The following is a 17,115-nucleotide window of genomic DNA, read 5'->3' as shown; positions in this document are numbered from 1 at the left end:
CCGCAGCATCAGGATAAGATTTGGTAATGCTTGATATCCGCAGGCTCCGCATGCTGCACGAGTTCGCCGCGCGAGGTTCGATCGCGCGGACCGCGGAGGCCCTGGGCTACACACCGAGCGCGGTCTCGCAGCAGCTTGCCGTGCTCGAAAAGGAGGCGGGCACCCCGCTTCTCGACAGGACCGCGCGCAGCGCGGGCCTCACCGATGCGGGCAAGCGCCTGGCCGTGCACGCCGAGCGCATCCTCGCCATGGTGGAGGCCGCGGAGGCGGACTTGTCCGCCCACGCCGCGCAGCCGAGCGGGCGCGTGGTGGTGACCGCGTTCCCGTCCGCGGCGGTCGCGTTCGCCCCGGCGCTGGCACGCTCGCTCCGCGAGCATCAGCACCTCAGCCTGCTGCTGCGCGAGGCTGACCCCGCCGAGGGCCTGCAGCTCGTCAGGTCGGGCGAGGTCGAAGTGGCGATCGTCGACGACTGGACCGGCCGGATGTCCGCCGACCTGGACGCGGGCGACGCGGGCCACGGCATGCTCAGCTACTACCACCTGGTCCGCGACCCGCTCATCCTCGTCGTCGGCCGTGACCACCCGGCCGCGGACCCGGACCGCCCGGTCGACCTGCGCGCGCTGCGCAACGAGTCCTGGCTCGCCGCCCCGTCAAGCGAACCGTCGCGGCAGGCCGCGGACCGGCTGCTCGCCGCTGTCGGGCTGACCCCGCCGGTCCCGTCGGAGTTCGAGGGCCTCGGCACGGTCGCCAACCTGGTGGCACGCGGCCTGGGCATCGCGATCATGCCGCGGCTAGCCGTCGGCGCCTACGAGAAGCGGGTCGTGGTCCGCGAACTGCCGGCCGGCCTCGACCTGGCCAGGGACGTGTTCGCGGTGGCCCGCACCGCCTCCGTGGTCCGGCCGTCGGTCGCGGTCATCGTGGCGGCACTGCGCAGCGCCGCCAGGGCAATGGCCCGCCAGCCCGCGGTCGGCGCCCACGAGCCGGTCTAACCCGCGACCCGGCCCGCCCGGGTGTGGCTCTGCCGCCGCACCGATAGGTTTGATGTTGTGGATCACGACCTCGACCTGCTCATGGACGGCCCCGACCTGACCGCCGCCCTCGTCGACATCGCCTCGGTCAGCGGCAACGAAGGCCCGCTCGCGGATGCGATCGAGCGGGCGCTGCGCCGCCTGCGGCACCTGGAGGTGACCCGCCACGGCAACACCCTCGTCGCGCGGACCGCGCTGGGCAGAAAAGAACGAGTGGTGCTGGCCGGCCACATCGACACCGTGCCGCACGCCGGCAACTTCCCCTCTCAATGGGACGCCGAACGGGTTCGGCTGACTGGGGTCGGCACCTCAGACATGAAGGCGGGGGTGGCGGTCCAGTTGCGCCTCGCAGCCGGGGTCCCGGAGCCCAACCGCGACATCACCTACGTGTTCTACGAGTGCGAAGAGGTCGACGTCGCGCAAAACGGCCTGTACCTGCTGTCGCGCTCCGCCCCCGAACTGCTGGCCGGCGACTTCGCCATCCTGCTCGAGCCGAGCGGCGGCTCTGTCGAGGGCGGCTGCCAGGGCACCCTCCGCGCGGCCGTCACGGCCAGGGGCGCGCGGGCGCACACCGCACGCTCCTGGATGGGTAAGAACGCGATCCACGAGGCGGCAGCGATCCTGGACGTGCTGCGCGCGTGGGAGGCCCGCAAGCCGGTGGTCGACGGCCTGCAGTACCACGAGGGCCTGAACGCGGTGGAGATCTCCGGCGGCGTCGCGGGCAACGTGGTCCCCGACGAGTGCACCGTCACGGTCAACTACCGCTATGCCCCGGACACCTCGGGCGAGCAGGCGGAGGCCTACATCCGCGACCTGTTCCCCGCCTGGGAAGTCACCATCCTCGACAACGCCCCCGGCGCCCGCCCCGGCCTGGCAGCGCCCCTCGCCGCCGCCTTTGTGGCCGCCGTAGGCGCCGAGCCCCGCGCCAAGCTCGGCTGGACCGACGTGGCCCGCTTCGCCGAACTGGGCATCCCCGCCGTCAACTACGGCCCAGGCCGCCCAGAAATCGCTCACACCCCAGGCGAATACGTAGAAGCCGCCCCCATAACCGCCGCCGAGCAATCCCTAACCACCTGGCTAACCACCTAACCCCGCCCCAGGCGCCGCCCGATCCTCGAGATAGACCCTACCGTTGGGCCGGCTAGAACCCCATTCCGTCACTAACGACCCGGCTAACGACCAAAGTCGCAACCCATGTTTTGGCTTATGCGGAGTAACCCCAGAGGCTACTTGGCCCACCCGGTGAGAGTCACGGTGGCCGAGTGGTGAGCACCGTACGCGTCCACGTAGTTGATCGCGAACGCGTCCCCGGGGTGCGACCCAGATGTGAACTTTGTCAGCCCGTCCGCCGACGAGATCGCGGAGCCGTTGACCGAGGTGATTACATCGCCGCTGGCCAGGCCGCCCTTAGAGGCCGGGGCGTCCGGGTAGACCTGGCAGATCAGCGCGCCAGAGCTCACCGCGGGCTGCTGGCCGCCGCCCAGGCCGCCGAAGCCGTCGCCGCCGGTGTTGCAGTTGCTCGGCTTCGACGCGTCCGCGACGTTGACCCCCATGAAGCCGGCCAGGCCGATGTGCACGCTGCCCTTCGCCTGCCCGGACTTGATCTGGTTGGCGATAGTAAGCGCGGAGTTGATCGGGATCGCGAAGCCGGTCGTGGCCGTCGAGTAGTTGCCGTACCCGGTGGAGTTGGCCGCGGTGTTCATGCCGATCACCGCGCCGCTGCCGTTGACGAGCGGACCGCCGGAGTCACCCTGCTGGATTGGCGCGTTCGTCTCGATCATGCCGTGCAGCTTCTCGGTGGTCCGCGCGCCGCTGTCGCTGGCCTCGATGGACTGGTTGAGCGCCTGGATGGTGCCCTGCGCGGTCGACGGGAGCCCGCCCCTGCCGCCGGCGTTGCCGAGCGCCAGGACCGCATCGTGGACCTTGGCCTTGGACGAGTCAGACATTGTGACGGTCTTCAGCCCCGACGCGCCCTGCAACTGGAGCAGTGCCACGTCGTCGGTGGCGTCGTAGCCGAGCACCTTGGCCGTGTACGACTTGCCCGAGGTCACCAGCGTGGCCGACACGTTGGTCGCCTCGTCGATGACGTGGTTGTTGGTGAGGACGAGGCCGTCGGAGGAGATCACCATGCCGGTGCCCTCCGCGGTGGCGTCGCTGTAGTGCAGGTCGGACGTGATGTCGACGATGCCCGGGTCAACCTTCTTGGCGAGCGCGCTTGCGTTAAGCGAACCGGTGCCGCTGTTGCCGCTGGCTCCCGAGTTGCCCGAGCTGCCGTTCGGCACGCTGCCATTGCCTGACGACGGGAACGGGTATGGGTTGGCGTTCCCGTTGGCGTTCCCGTTCCCGTTGCCGTAGGGGTTCACCTGCGACCCGCCGTTCCCGAGGGATACCGGCGCGCTGTTGCTCGAGTGGTTCAGCGCCACCGCCGCGCCTGCACCGGCGCCGGCCGCGAGGATGGCAACGGCCAGGTAGGCGAGCGTCCGCCCGAACCCGGAGCGAGGCGGCGGCGGGGGAGCGCCATAACCGCCCCAGGGGTACTGTCCGTAACCCGGCTGCCCGTAACCGGCCTGTCCGTATCCAGGCTGCCCGTATCCGGGCTGCCCGTATCCGGGCTGCCCGTAGTCGGGCTGCGGGCCGTACCCGGGCGGCGGGTAGCCCGGCGGGTAACCGCCAGGCCCGTATGCGTGACCACGGTCCTGGCCGAAGGAGATCGTGTCGTTGCCGTCGCCGGCCTGCCCTGTGGCGCCCGGCCGCGTGCCGCCGGGAGCGCTGCCGGATTCGTCGTCATCCGGGCTCGACGCGGGGATCCAGGGGCTCACGTACTCGGGTGGCTGCCATCCGCCGTGCTGAGCGCCATCACTCTCGTCGTCGTGCATCAATCTCGCCTTCACAAGAACAGCGTCGGTGTTGACCGTGACGGTAGGCGGCGGCTGCCACATGCCGTCATTTATTAGTAAGCGACTCGAACCTGAAGAGAAGCTGGAAGGCCGCTTAGGATTGGCGGCCCCACCGTGCCGGTCCCCAATAGAGCAACGGCGGAACACCCGAGAATTATGCCGACCGCTTCCTGGCCGCCATCGGGAAAGGACGCCCCAGGGTCAGATGGCCGGGGCGGCACCAAGCCTGACCTGCGAGGTCCGCAGGGTTCCTGACCTGCTGACCCAGGTGACGGAGACCACGCTACCCGGCCGGCTGCCGTTCACGATGGCGGTCAGCTCATTCGGCGAGCCGATCCGGCGTCCGGCGGCCTCGGTGATCACGTCGCCTGAGGCGATACCGGCCGAGGCGGCACCGGTGCCGCACAGCACGCCGATGACGAGTGCGCCGACGCGCACCGGAGCGATGGCCGTGGGCGGCAGGACCTCTGACTTGGTGGAGACGCATCCGCCTGGAGAGCCGGCCGCACCCGTTCCTCTGTGTTCCTGCGCTCGCTGCTTTGCGGGAGATGACGCCTTGCTCGATCCCACGACGACGCCGAGGAAGCCGTTGACGCCGAAGGTGACGCCGGGGGCCGGGCGTCCCTCGGTGATCTGCCGCTCGGCGGCCATGGCGGCGTTGATCGGGATCGCGTAGCCGGTCGAGGTGCCGCCGGTGCCTGCCGCCGTGTCCACGCCGATGACGGTCCCCGCGGTGCCCGCCAGCGGGCCGCCCGAGTCGCCTGGTTCGATCTTCGCGGTCGTGGCCAGCATGTTGTGCAGGGTCTCGCTGAACCCGGACGCGCCGTCGGCCGCCTGGATGGTACGTGCGGTGCCGCTGATCATCCCGGTGCCGACCGCGGGCGAGCCTCCCGCGCCCGCCTGGTTGCCGAAGGAAATGACCTTGTCGTTGGCGTCGAGATCGGCGGAGTCGCCGATCGGGGCCGCCTTCAGCCCTGGGACGGGCTTGATCTCGAGGACGGCGATGTCGGCGGGCACGTCCGCGCCGACGATCCGGGCCGTATAGCTCTGCCCGGTCGCCGGAATGGTGACGGAGACCTCGGTGGCGTCCCTGATCACGTGGTTGTTGGTGACGATCAGAACCTTCTTGGCGTCGACGACGAACCCGGTGCCCGAGGCGGTCTCGTCGTCATAGGTGAGCGTGGCGGTGACGTCGACGACGCTCGGCTCGATCCGGGCCTCGATGGCCTGCTGGGACAGTGCCTTCCCCGCGTTCCCCTTGGCCGCGGTGGCGGCCAGCGTGGTCGGCGGCTCCGGCGTGAACTTGCGCAGCAGGGCCAGTCCGCCCGTGCCGAGGATGATGCCCAGCACGGCGACCAGCAACGGGATCAGCGCCCGACTAAGGCCAGGCTCGCGCGGCATCACCTAAGCAATATTTCCCGCGACTTAACCCGGTCATTCCTGCTTTGACCAGCCGAGATGCTGGATGGCCTGGTTGCCTGAGCCGACGGCCCCGTCAGGCCGGCAGGCTAGGGAACGCGGAAGTGGCGCCGGTAGCGCGCTTTGCGGCGGTCCAGATCGCGTCGATGGCCGCCCGTTCCGCGTCCAGTTTGGCGAGCCCGGACGCGAGCGTCGTCTGGGCGCTCGCCCGGGCGGCGCCGGTCGCCCGGACCACAGCAAGCATGTCCTGCTGCACCGCGGTGGCCTCGAACGACCAGGTGATGAGATCGTTGTCCGCCGCGTCGAGGTTCAGCGAAGACAGCGACTCCGTCACCTGGTAGGAGGCGAAGTCGGTCAGCGCCTGGTTGCCCGCCACGGTGCAGTTCGACCCGCCGTAGGTGAAGACCGACTCCGCTGTCTTCTCGTGCCCAGTGTCGCCGCCGAGCACCTGCCGGTAGGCGTTCTCCGAGTCGCGCAGGCCTGCCGCGCAGGAGCCGATGCCGGCCTGCGCGTCGCGGAAGTACCCGGTCAGGTCGGCGGCTCGCTGGGAGTCCGAGGGCTTGTGTGACAGGGAGACAAGGAGCACGCCGACCGCGAGAACGGCGAGAGCGGCGAAGACCCACAGCGGGGTCCGCCGGGTGGCCCAGCCGGACGGCCGCAGCGGCGCGCCAGGCAGCCGCGTCTGCGCGGGAGAGGTCATCGGCCGGTCACCCTTTCACAAGGCGCCACGAGAGCTTCACGAGGCGGAGTTCATCAGGCGCACTCCCTTGGCCAGCTCGGCCTCGGTCACCGCGCCGAGCACGTGATCCACGATCTGGTGCTTGGCGTTGAGGAAGAACGTCTGCGGCAGGCCGTCGACGCCGTACTTGCTGGCCACGGTCACGTTGGGGTCGAAGCCAATGGGATAGGTGACGCCCTTGGCGTTGACGAACTTGACCGCGTTCGCCACGGCGTCGTTCTCGTCGAGGCCGAGCAGGACGACATGCCCGTGCTGCTGCTTGTACCAGCTGGCGAGCAGCGGGGTCTCCTTCGCGCACGGGTCGCACCAGGAGGCCCAGAAGTTGATGATCACCGGCTTGCCCGCGTACTGGCTGAGCGATACCTGCTTGCCCGGCTGGCCGAGGGCCGTCAGCGTGAACCCCGCCGCGGCCGGGTGGTTCTCCGGCGCGGCCGAGCCGCTCGTGGCCACGCTGACTACGATGACCGCGGCGGCGAACAGCGCGACGGCCGCGGAGATCACCTTGTGCCTGCCGATCAGCTGGGCCGCCCGCGCTACCGGCGGCCGAGCCACGCCCGGTCCGTTCATCGTGTGGCACTCCCTTGCCCGTGGTTCCTCGCCGCCTGCGCCGACGGGTCGTTGTCCGCGCCTGCATCGCCGCCGGCGCCGCCCGTACCGGCGCCCACAGTACCGGCCCCCACAGTACCGGCGCCGACGGTATCCACGGCACCACTCGCACCCACGGTACCGACGTTCACGGGGATGCCGAGGCCAACATCGATACCGGTGCCGCCGACGGGCAGCGCCTGCCGGGTGCTGGACGGCGCGGGCAGCGTCAGCTCGAACTCGCTGCCCCGTCCAAGCTCGCTGTGCACGGTGACGTTGCCGCCGTGCGCGTTGGCGACCGCGCGGACCAGGGGCAGGCCGAGGCCGGTTCCGCGCGAGTGCCCGTCGTCCCCGGGGCGGGGATCGCTCTCGTGAACCTGTCCGGTGCGGAACCGGTCGAAGATGAGCGGCACCTGGTCCTCGGGTATGCCGCTGCCGGTGTCCGCGACGATGATCCTGGCCGGTGCCCCCGGGTAGCCACGGATGACGGACAGCTGGATGACGTCGTTGCTCTCGGTGTGCCGGACCGCGTTCTCGATCAGCGCGTCGAGCGCCAGCCCGAGCCGCTCCCTGTCGGCCCGCACCGCGACCGCGTCCAGCTGCCCGATCCGCAGGTGCCTGTTCACGGTGGGCCGCCAGCGCCTGACATGCTCGGCGATCAGCTGGTCGAGCGACACGTATTCGGGGTGTAGGAACGCGGGGTCGCCCGCGGCCGCTATGAGCAGCAGCCGCTCGGAGATCCGCCGCAGCCTGTCGAGCTCCCCGATGACGACATCAATGTCCTTGCCCTGCTGGCTGGTGAGGTCCTCGGCGAGCAGTTCCGCATGACCGAGCGCGATCGTGATCGGGGTGCGCAGCTGGTGCGCGGCGTCCTGCAGGAACTGGCGCTGGTCGGCAAGAAGCCTGGCGTTCTGCTCGCTTACCAGCCGCAGCGACCGTTCCGCCGCCTGCTTGCGCTGCGCGTGCCAGACCATGGCGACGAACACGGCGGCCATCAGCGGGACCTCGGTCAGTTCCTCGGGCGGCTCGGTCTGCCGCCACACGTCGAGGCCGATGCCCAGGGCGGTGGTCGCCATGACCGCGCCAAGTATCCACAGGGTCGGCCCCGTCGGCCAGGAACGGAACCCGTAGAGCAGGGTGATGCTGATCCAGATGAAGTGGAACGGGATCGTCTCCCAGTAGGCGAAGTAGTACATCGCGGACAGGTTGAGCACGGAGAAGACGGCCCAGCTCACGTCGAGCGTGCGCGGGCTGTACGGCCAGCGCAGCGCGACGAGCCGCGCCTGTGTCCGCCGGAGCCTGACCGCAAGACCAATAGAAGAGACGGCAGGAGAGCCTCTAAGAGACGAGCTGATAGCCCTCACCCCGCACCGTCTTGATCAGCTCGAAGCCGAGCTTCGAACGGATCCGGCGGACGCACACGTCGACCACATTGGAACCGGGATCGAAGTCGTATCCCCAGACGGAGGCGAGCAGCCTGCCCTTCGACACCGACTCGCCCGCGTGCTCGGCGAGCTCGCGTAGCAGCAGGAACTCCAACCTCGTCAGGGGGACCGGCCCGTGCCCGATGTCCGCGACTAGCCGCCCCACGTCCAGCATGACGTGGCCGGCCTTGATGACCTCGCCGACCGCGGTGCCCGAGTGCCGCGGCGCGGTGAGCGGCGGCATCAGCGGGCGGGGCTCCGCGAGGCCGGGGCCCCCGGCCTCGTGCGCCTCGTCGCGCAGCCGGACGCGGACCCTGGCGAGCAGTTCGGCGAGGGAGAACGGCTTGGTCAGGTAGTCCTGGGCGCCCCGCTCGAGCAGGTCGACCTTGGCGGCCACGTCCGCCACGCAGGACAGCACGATCACGGCCTGGTCTGGCCGACAGGACAGCAGTTCCCGCAGCACCTGCCTGCCGTCCATGTCCGGCATCACCAGGTCGAGTATGACCAGGTCGTAGCGGTTCGCGCCGCAGCTGCGCACGGCTTCCGCGCCGCTGCCCGCCGACTCGGGCGTGTAACCGGCGGCTGCCAGCGCCCGGCCGACAAACGAACGGATCTTGGGCTCGTCGTCGACGATGAGGATCCGCCCCAGAGGTGCCACGTTCACCTGCCTGACCGATCAGTGTCCTCTTGATGGTGTCTGTGACCTTTTCTGGGGTCAACTTGGTGCGGCCCGCCGTATCGCACTTGTTACCTGAAAGCGGCGCAATCGATTGTAAATCTGCTGCGAAGACTCGCACAGGCGACGCTGGTTGGCCATCAGGACCCGCATGACAATTTTGTCATCCATGGGCGTGAGTGTTGCTACTGCACTGTGACCGCCATCACCATCAGGGGCGTAAGTGAGCAAACCTGCGCGGGAACGAGGTGGTATCCGGTGTCACTACCGGCTCGGGTGGCGGCCTTGGTGGTCGCCTTCCTAGCGGTTGTCGCGGGCGTGGCTTTCGTTGCATTCCATATCATCGGCGAGCAGCCGCCTGTTGAGAATTACGCTCCGTACGCGAAGAACGGCGCGGTAGACATCACGCTGATGACCACGCCTCAGACGACGACGTCGAATAAGCCCGACTGGGTCTCGTATTTCATCAAGAACCCGGCAACCGGCCAGTTTGAACACACGACGTACTTCGAAGTCCCCGCCAACACCAGGATCAACGTGACGATCCTGGGGTACGACGGGTGCACTCCGCTGCGCAACCCGCTCTGGGGACGGGTCGCCGGCGTCGTAGGCGACGTCGAGCACCTCTCCATCTACAACAAGGGGAAGACCTCCCCGGTGACGCCGGTGTCGACCTTCGACTCGTGGGCGGACTGCTCGGTGCAGCACACGTTCGCGATCCCCGGACTCGGCGTCAACGTGCCTGTCGCGTCGCCGCCGACGGTCGATGAAAACAACAACCTGTGCGCCGTAAGTCCGTGTGTGGGGAACGACGCGGCCACCGGTAACGCGCCGCACTCCATCGTGACCTTCAGCTTCAAGACACCCAAGACGGGCGGCACCTTCCGCTGGCAGTGCTTCGTGCCGTGCGGCGGCGGTTACGTGGACGGCAACGGCGGCCCGATGGCCGCGCCGGGCTGGATGATGGGCCAGATGGAGGTGGAGGCCTGATGGCCGCCGACGCGTCAACCGCCACGCCAGCTGCCGAAGGCGGGCGAAGGGACACCCTGTGGCTGCTGGTCACGTGGATCGTCCTCAGCGTCATCGGGTGCCTGCTCGTGGCGCTTGTCCTGGGGCCGCACATGCCCCCCGGGCGCGCCTCTGAGCAGGCGGCGAGCCAGCAGACCGACATCACGGTCCTCGGCACGATAGCCACTCCGGTGGTGGTCGGCGTGCTGCTGTACTTCGGCTGGGCGATTGCCTTCTGGCGGCAGAAGCCGGGTGACGAGACCGACGCCGCGCCGATCCACGGCAACACGAAGGTCCAGGCGACCTGGATCATCGGCACCTCCGCGATCGTGCTGAGCCTTGCCGTCTACGGGACGATCGAGCTGTTTGTCCCGGCCGGCGCAGGCGCTGGACAGGGCCCGCAGCCGGTCTTCAAGAACGGCATACCGCCGGCCGCGTCGCTCACCTCGTGGACGCCGAACTCCAATAACGTGCTGCAGGTCCAGGTGATCGGCCAGCAGTGGGCGTGGACGTACCGCTACCCGCAGTTCGGCGGCTTCGAGACCACCGAGCTCGCGCTCCCGGTCGGCCAGCCAGTGCAGTTCAACGTCACCTCGCTGGATGTCATCCACTCCTTCTGGGCCTACACGCTCGGCGTGAAGGCCGACGCGAACCCGGGTGTGAACAACGTCGCGTACACCACGCCGAAGGCGACCGGCTACTTCCAGGTCCGGTGCGCCGAGCTGTGCGGGATCTGGCACGGCGCGATGTACGACACGGGTCAGGTGATGAGCGACTCGGACTTCCTGGCATGGACGAAGGCGTCGCAGGTCAAGCTGGCGGCCGTCACCAAGATCCTGCCGCCTTACGCGCTCACCTACGACCCGACCAACATCCCCGCGGGCAAGATCAACCAGGCCCTCGGCCTGACCAGCGCCGGCGGCGGTTACTACAACCCGGCCGACCCGGAACAGCCGTAGGAAAGGAGCGAGGTAACCCCATGGCTATCGAAACCCAGCCGGAGAGTGCCCAGATCCCCGGCGGCGGCGGGCCGGGTGCCATCCCCAGGGAGCGCTCCTGGTGGCTGCGCCCCAACATCTTCACCGCGATCCTCGGGGCCGTGATCGGATATCCCATCGGCCACTGGCTCGGCAACTACATGACCCCGAGCTTCACGGCGACGGGCGGTGGCGCGGCAGACAGCAACGACACGGCGATCGTACTCGGCTACGCCTTCCTCGTCCTTGGCTGGCTGATCGGGCTCGGCGTATTCAACGACCTGTTCCGCCAGATGCTCGGCAGGCCGCTGAACAGGAACGTCCCTCTCCACGAGGGTCACGTCAACGGCAAAGGCGTGGCGAAGTACTTCAGGTTCACGCTGGACCACAAGGTAGTGGGCCTGCAGTACCTGTTCGGCATGCTGATCTACTTCTTCACCGGCGGCCTTCTGGCGATCGCGATCAGGACCGAGCTGCTGTCACCTAGCTACCACGTGATGTCGCCGACCATGTACCTCCAGGTGGTCGGCGAGCACGGCACCATGATGATGATGATGATGACTTCGGTCATCGTCGGCCCGTTCGGAAACTACCTGGTGCCGCTCATGATCGGCTCTAAGCGGGTGGCGTTCCCGCGGCTCGAGGCGCTGAGCTTCTGGCTCACGCCGGCCGCGTACCTGATCCTGCTCTCGGCCTTCCTCGACGGCGGGTTCCCGACCGGCTGGACCGGCTACGCGCCGCTGTCCATCCAGGCCGGCGTGGGCATGGACGGGTACGCGTTCGCCTTCGGCCTGATGGGCGTCTCGATCATCCTGGCCGGCTTCAACATGATCGTCACGATTATCTGCTACCGGGCGCCAGGCATGCGCTGGTCCCGGCTGCCCGTCTTCGTCTGGGCGATGCTGACCACGGCGTTCCTGCTGGTGCTCGCCGCGCCCGTGCTCGTCGGCGGCATGTACATGATCATCACCGACCGGACGGCGCAGACCGCGTTCTTCATCGACCAGCTAGGCGGGTCTGGCTATCTGTACCAGGACCTGTTCTGGTTCTTCGGGCATCCCGAGGTCTACATCCTGGCGCTGCCAGGATTCGGCATCGTGTCCGAGCTGATCCCGGTCTTCACCAGGAAGCCGCTGTTCGGGTACAAGATCAGCGTGGCCGGCATGTTCGGCGTCGCGATCCTGTCGTTCTTCGTGTGGCAGCACCACCTGTTCGACTCCGGCATGGACCCGGACATGCGGCCGCTGTTCATGCTGACGACAGAGCTGATCTCGATCCCGACCGGGTTCATCTTCCTGGTGGCGATGGGCACCTTCTGGAAGGCGAAGCTCCGGCTGACGGTGCCGATGCTGTTCTCGATCGCGTTCTTCGTGAACTTCCTGTTCGGCGGGATTTCCGGAGTATTCCTGAGCGACGTTCCTGCCGACACCACCGCGCACGGCAGCTTCTTCGTGATGGCGCACTTCCACTACACGATCATGGGCGGCCTGATCTTCGCGTTCTTCGGCGGCATCTACTACTGGCTGCCGAAGGTCATGGGCGTCACCATGAACGAGCGCCTTGGCAAAATCCACTTCTGGACGATGTTCATCGCGTTCAACTCGACGTTCATGCCGCTGTTCGCGGCGGGAATGCTCGGCCAGCCGCGAAGGGTCTTCGAGTACGCCGCCAACCTGCAGACGCTGAACGACTGGGTGAGCATCTCCGCGTTCTGCCTCGGCGGGTCGATGTGCGTGTTCATCTTCAACTTCGTGATGTCCACGGTGGTCTGGCGCAAGCCGGCGGCGGCGAACCCGTGGCAGTCACGCGGCCTGGAGTGGCAGGTGCCGAGCCCGCCCCCGGCCGACAACTTCGAGTACATCCCGGTGGTCCTGGCCGGCCCGTACGAGTACGGCGACCCGGACGCGCTGCCGGTGGCGGACCTGCATCCGCCGGCCGGCGTGATCGACGGCTCTCTGGCGCCGCCGGTCCTGGCCGGCGCGGCAAGCACCGGATCGGAGGCCTAGACAGATGGCGGAAATCACTGCCCCGGGCAGCGGCGAGGCCGCTGTCCGGGCGACCGAAGAGAATGCCTACTACCATGAGGCGGCGCTCAACGCGGCGTGGACGGGCAGCAGGCTGGCGATCGGAGCGCTGTCGTTCCTGTTCGGCGCGTTCGCCTTCGCCTACTTCTACCTGTTCTCGTCGAACGGCCACGGCATGTGGCTGCCGAGCTCGACGCGGATCCCGTCGAACCACTACGGCGAGGCGATCACGGGCCTGATCGTGGTCAGCGCGGTCATCCAGACCGTCGGCCTGCAGCGGATCAAGGGCGGCAAGAAGGGCGACTGGTTCGTCACGGCGGCCGTCGCGCTGGTCTTCGGACTCGCGGCAGTGGCGCTGCAGCTCGTCGAGCTGCTCAACCTGCCGTTCCAGCCCGGCCAGTCGGGCTTCGCCAGCGTCTTCGTCGGGTTCTACCCGGTGGCGCTCGTCACCTGGCTGGGTGCGATGATCTGGCTGGAGATCCTGGTCGCACGGTCGAGGAACATCCCCGCCATCTCCTTCGTGGAGCAGCCGCCCACCTACGCGCAGGCGTATGAGGTGCAGCGATTCCAGTCGGGGCTGAGCGCCTTCACGGTGGTGTGGAACTACCTCGCCATCGTCACGTTCATATTCTGGCTACTGTTCTACGTGCGCTGAGCTGGAGGAATGACAACCGTGTCGCAACTGGCGGACGGTCCCGCGATGTACTTCGGCGGGACGATCATGACCTTCGCCCTTCCGATGGGCGCGTTCATCGCGGCCTCGGTCGCGCTGTACTACCTGTTCCGGGCAAGGCACTCCGGTGCGAGGCTGAAGTACCTGGCCACCGCCCCGTTCACCTCGCTTGGCACTAGAGAGCCCGGCCCGGTCCCCGCGCCCCCGGTCGCGGCCCCGGCGTCGGAGCTGATTGCCGACCCGGAGGTCGGCACCGGACCCGGGATCACCGGCGGACCGGGATCTGGAACGAACGCCGAACCGGAGGCGGGGGAGTAGTGACTCCCTCTCCCGCGGCGCTCGCGGCGCAGGCTGGCCGTGCGGCTGGCCAGCCTGCGGCCCGGCGCCACCCCCGGGCGGTGGCCGGGGCGCTGGTCGCCCTGACCAAGCCGCGGATCATCGAGCTGCTGCTCGTCACCACGGTGCCGACCATGCTGCTCGCACAGCGCGGGCTCCCGTCTGTCAAACTCGTCCTCGCCACGCTGATCGGCGGCACCCTCGCCGCCGGCAGCGCGAACACCATCAACTGCTACATCGACCGCGATATCGACGCGGTGATGAAGCGCACCTCGCGCCGGCCGCTCGTCAACAAGCAGGGCATGGTCAAGCCGACCGAGGCGCTGATCTGGGGCATCGTGCTCGGCGCGGCCGCGACGGCGACGCTGGGCCTGGCCGCCAACTGGCTGTCGGCGATCCTCGCCGACACCGCGATCCTGTTCTACGTCTTCGTCTACACGCTGCTGCTCAAGCGCCGTTCGCCGTCCAACATCGTGATCGGCGGTGCGGCGGGCTGCTTCCCCGTCCTTGTCGGCTGGGCGGCCGTCACCAACACCGTCGCGATCCCGGCGATCGTGCTGTTCGCGGTGATCTTCCTGTGGACGCCGCCGCACTTCTGGGCGCTCGCGATGAAGTTCAAGGACGACTACGCGGCGGCCGGGGTGCCGATGCTCCCGGTGGTGGCCAAGCCCGCCGCCGTCACCCGCAAGATCCTCGTCTACTCCTACCTGATGGTCGCCGCGACCCTGGCACTCGCACCGTACGCAGGCTGGCTCTACACCGCCGCCGCCGTCGGCCTCGGCGCCTGGTTCCTCGCCGAGGCGCACCGCCTGCACGGCACCGTGTCTCAGCAGACCGACGCGGCCAAGCCCTTTCCGATGCGCCTCTTCCACCTGTCGATCGGCTACCTGACCCTGCTGTTCGCCGTGGTCGCGGTAGCCGCTCTGCTGCCAGTAGGCCGCTGGTAGGCAAATCAGGATTACCCCGAACGGGTGCGTGCTCCGTCCGCCCGCACCCGCGGATCCCCGCCGCGTCCCGACCCCCTCCGGGACGCCAGCGGGCCGTCCTGATCCTGCGCGACGTGCTCGAATTCCGAGCGAGCGAGGTCGCGGGCATTCTCGGGACGACCGAGGAGTCAGTGACAAGCGCGCTGAAGCGCGCCCGCGGCACGCTGGCCAAGCAAGGACCAGGCGCCGCGGCCGCGCCGCCAGCGGCCGGGTCGGCAGCCGAGCTGCGGCTGGTGCGGAGGCTCACCGCCGCCTTCGCGGCCGCCGACGTGGCGGCCGTCGTCACCTTGCTGACCGATGACGCTTGGTTCACGATGCCGCCGCTGCCGCTCGAATACCAGGGTCGCGACCTGGCCGGGGAGTTCCTCGCCGCGACGGCGTTCCGGCCCGGCTGGGTACCGGCGCTCGTTGGGGCGGGGACGCGGGTGAACGGCGGGCAGCCGGCGTTCGGCTTCTACATGCACAACGTCGTCCGGGTCCAAATGATCACTTTCCGCACGTTACCGGAATGGATCATGAAAGCATTGCCGGTGGGCGATCGTCTGGACCCCCGAGTGAAAGGCCGGTCAGCTGTTCGTGATTTCCACGCGGAAGGCAAGTCCTGACCGCGAGGTGACGGGCACCCCCGCGCCGGGCAGTCCACGATCCAGACCCTGGCTGGGGGCAGTCTGGCTGGTCTTCTTCGTGTCCTGCCTGGCCGCGGTCGTGATCCCGTCGCTGAAATCTAGCAGCGGGAGCTTCGCGCCGTGGACGCAGATCAGGGCGATGGGCCGGGGCGCGGCGCCGCCGATCCTGGCGACGCTTCCCGCTTCCAGGTCGTCGGCGGACGCGACGGCACGTCCGGTTCAGTCTCCTTCCCATGCTGCCCCGAGCACGCATGCGCCCGCCTCGACGGCGCCGGCAGCCAGCGTGCCGACAGCGACTGCGGGTACGACAGGGGCGACGGCTGCGGGCGTCCGCGGAACTCCGTCGCCGCCGCCCGGATTCACCACGGTGTTCGCCGACGATTTCAACGGCCCCGCCGGCTCGGCGCCCTCGCAGCAGAACTGGTTCTATGACCTGGGCACCACGTTCGGCAGCGACCAAGTCAACCAGACCAACTCCACGAGCAATACCTATCTGGACGGCAAGGGCGACCTGGTCATGCAGGCCAACGACACCGGCGGCAAGTGGACGGCGGCCGAGATCGAGACCACGCGCGATGACTTCGCGGCGCCGCCTGGCGGCAAGCTGGAGATAACCGCCTCGATCGAGCAGCCGAACCCGGCCAACGGCACCGGCTACTGGCCGGCCTTCTGGGCGGGCGGCACGCCGATACGAAACGGCGGCCCCTGGCCGCAGTCGGGCGAGATCGACATGATGGAGGACATCAACGGCCTCAACGAGGCTGCGCAGACGTTCCACTTCGGCAGCTCAAGCTCAACCCAGCTGGGCGGCGAACTCATGTCGTGCCCGGACAAAGCGTCGACTTGCCAGACCGGCTTCCACACCTACTCGGTCATCATCGACAGGACCAACACGAGCGACGAGTCGCTCCAGTTCCTGATGGACGGCCGTATCGAGGCCACCTACACCGAAGCCCAGGTGGGCACGTCGACCTGGCAGGCGGCGATCGATCACGACTTCTTCATCCTCCTCGACGTGGTCCTCGGCGGAACCTGGCCGGACAATCAGTGCGGCTGCACCTCCCCGACGTCCGCAACCACCCCCGGCGGTGCCATGCGGGTCGGCTGCGTCGCCGTCTACGAGGAGGCCGCCAACTAGACGAATAATCCCTCGGTGCCAGCGTGAAGAAGCGTCACGTAGCGCCGGGCGTGCCGCAACGCGGCGGCTGATGGTCGCCGTCGCGCCCGGCCAGTGAGCAGTCAAAGAACAGTCCGTGACATCATTCGTCCCGCCTTCCGTCCGTGAGACGCTGTCTCATCGAGAGTGGCGTGTTACTCCGATAGAGAGGCCGGTGGGGGCCGTGGCATTGACGCGGAAGGCACGTGCGCGCCGCGAGGCACCACCCGCGGGCCCGGACCCTGACAGGCCGGACCCGCAGAGTCCGGACCCGCACGATTCGTCCCCGCACGGACGGGCGCCGCTCGGTCCCGCCCCGCACGATCTGGCAACGCGCGGGGCGGCCCTGCCGCCATGGTCTGCGGTGGTCGCCGTGCTGCTCGTCGTCTCCTGCATGGCCGCAGTCGGTGCCGCTGCCGGCAGCGATGCCTCGCCGTCGGCAGTGCCCAGTGCGTTCCCGCCGTCAGCCACGCCCTCGGCGGGTGCGCCCGCCGGCGCGAAGATCCTGGCGACGGGGATCCTTGACGCAGCCTCGGCCACGCAGCCGTCGGCGCCGCCGTG

General features: G+C 68.7%; 16 protein-coding genes. 10 read left to right on the top strand and 6 right to left on the bottom strand.

All coding sequences use genetic code 11. From position 1 onward, the window contains the following. Nucleotides 1–26: 26 nt before the first annotated feature. On the top strand, nucleotides 27–989 hold the full coding sequence (locus EAS64_RS01630; protein WP_145850923.1) for a LysR family transcriptional regulator: 963 nt from the start codon (nucleotides 27–29) through the stop codon (nucleotides 987–989). Between the two features lie 81 nt (nucleotides 990–1,070). Then, on the top strand, nucleotides 1,071–2,117 hold the full coding sequence (gene dapE / locus EAS64_RS01625; RefSeq protein WP_145852260.1) for a succinyl-diaminopimelate desuccinylase: 1,047 nt from the start codon (nucleotides 1,071–1,073) through the stop codon (nucleotides 2,115–2,117). 137 nt (nucleotides 2,118–2,254) lie between these two features. Here the strand turns inward: dapE and EAS64_RS01620 are convergent, their stop codons facing one another. From EAS64_RS01620 to EAS64_RS01595, 6 genes are all read right to left on the bottom strand, one after another. Further along, the gene (locus EAS64_RS01620) at nucleotides 2,255–3,904 is read right to left on the bottom strand and encodes a S1C family serine protease (RefSeq protein ID WP_145850922.1); all 1,650 of its coding nucleotides are present in this window, start codon (nucleotides 3,902–3,904) and stop codon (nucleotides 2,255–2,257) included. Nucleotides 3,905–4,126: 222 nt separating this feature from the next. After that, nucleotides 4,127–5,326, bottom strand: coding sequence for a S1C family serine protease (locus EAS64_RS01615; RefSeq protein WP_145850921.1), 1,200 nt, complete (start codon nucleotides 5,324–5,326; stop codon nucleotides 4,127–4,129). A 94-nt stretch (nucleotides 5,327–5,420) separates the two neighbouring features. Next, complete coding sequence (locus EAS64_RS01610; RefSeq protein WP_145850920.1) at nucleotides 5,421–6,044, bottom strand: hypothetical protein; 624 nt, start codon at nucleotides 6,042–6,044, stop codon at nucleotides 5,421–5,423. A 36-nt stretch (nucleotides 6,045–6,080) separates the two neighbouring features. After that, nucleotides 6,081–6,650: a TlpA family protein disulfide reductase gene (locus EAS64_RS01605; RefSeq protein WP_145850919.1), complete on the bottom strand. Its 570-nt coding sequence runs from the start codon at nucleotides 6,648–6,650 to the stop codon at nucleotides 6,081–6,083. Further along, entirely contained in the window at nucleotides 6,647–8,032 is a 1,386-nt protein-coding gene (locus tag EAS64_RS01600) for a sensor histidine kinase (protein ID WP_145850918.1), read from the bottom strand. The genes EAS64_RS01605 and EAS64_RS01600 overlap by 4 nt, the downstream gene beginning before the upstream one ends. Further along, nucleotides 8,007–8,750: a response regulator transcription factor gene (locus EAS64_RS01595; protein WP_187365619.1), complete on the bottom strand. Its 744-nt coding sequence runs from the start codon at nucleotides 8,748–8,750 to the stop codon at nucleotides 8,007–8,009. The genes EAS64_RS01600 and EAS64_RS01595 overlap by 26 nt, the downstream gene beginning before the upstream one ends. A gap of 276 nt (nucleotides 8,751–9,026) precedes the next feature. Here EAS64_RS01595 and EAS64_RS01590 point away from each other — a divergent pair, with 276 nt between their 5' ends. The 8 genes from EAS64_RS01590 (at nucleotide 9,027) to EAS64_RS01555 (ending at nucleotide 16,536) form a co-directional block, all read left to right on the top strand. Further along, nucleotides 9,027–9,758, top strand: a complete 732-nt coding sequence (locus EAS64_RS01590) for a hypothetical protein (RefSeq protein ID WP_145850916.1) — start codon at nucleotides 9,027–9,029, stop codon at nucleotides 9,756–9,758. Beyond that, complete coding sequence (locus EAS64_RS01585) at nucleotides 9,758–10,735, top strand: cytochrome c oxidase subunit II (RefSeq protein WP_145850915.1); 978 nt, start codon at nucleotides 9,758–9,760, stop codon at nucleotides 10,733–10,735. The genes EAS64_RS01590 and EAS64_RS01585 overlap by 1 nt, the downstream gene beginning before the upstream one ends. 20 nt (nucleotides 10,736–10,755) lie before the next feature. Next, a complete protein-coding gene (locus EAS64_RS01580; protein ID WP_187365618.1) occupies nucleotides 10,756–12,759 on the top strand; it encodes a cytochrome c oxidase subunit I in 2,004 nt (667 codons plus the stop codon). A gap of 4 nt (nucleotides 12,760–12,763) precedes the next feature. Continuing rightward, nucleotides 12,764–13,432 carry a hypothetical protein gene (locus tag EAS64_RS01575; RefSeq protein WP_145850913.1) on the top strand — a complete coding sequence of 223 codons (669 nt, stop codon included), beginning with the start codon at nucleotides 12,764–12,766 and terminating at the stop codon, nucleotides 13,430–13,432. 9 nt (nucleotides 13,433–13,441) lie between these two features. Continuing rightward, a complete protein-coding gene (locus tag EAS64_RS01570) occupies nucleotides 13,442–13,768 on the top strand; it encodes a hypothetical protein (RefSeq protein ID WP_145850912.1) in 327 nt (108 codons plus the stop codon). Continuing rightward, complete coding sequence (locus EAS64_RS01565; protein ID WP_145850911.1) at nucleotides 13,768–14,733, top strand: heme o synthase; 966 nt, start codon at nucleotides 13,768–13,770, stop codon at nucleotides 14,731–14,733. Before EAS64_RS01570 ends, EAS64_RS01565 begins: the two co-directional genes overlap by 1 nt. Beyond that, entirely contained in the window at nucleotides 14,727–15,377 is a 651-nt protein-coding gene (locus EAS64_RS01560) for a sigma factor-like helix-turn-helix DNA-binding protein (protein ID WP_145852259.1), read from the top strand. The genes EAS64_RS01565 and EAS64_RS01560 overlap by 7 nt, the downstream gene beginning before the upstream one ends. Before the next feature lie 304 nt (nucleotides 15,378–15,681). After that, nucleotides 15,682–16,536 carry a LamG domain-containing protein gene (locus EAS64_RS01555; RefSeq protein ID WP_145850910.1) on the top strand — a complete coding sequence of 285 codons (855 nt, stop codon included), beginning with the start codon at nucleotides 15,682–15,684 and terminating at the stop codon, nucleotides 16,534–16,536. Nucleotides 16,537–17,115 lie beyond the last annotated feature (579 nt).

The organism is Trebonia kvetii (genome assembly GCF_007827045.1).
Lineage (GTDB): Bacteria > Actinomycetota > Actinomycetes > Streptosporangiales > Streptosporangiaceae > Trebonia > Trebonia kvetii.
Note: the sequence above shows the minus strand (reverse complement) of the source record. Positions and strands in the feature narration are given on the sequence as shown.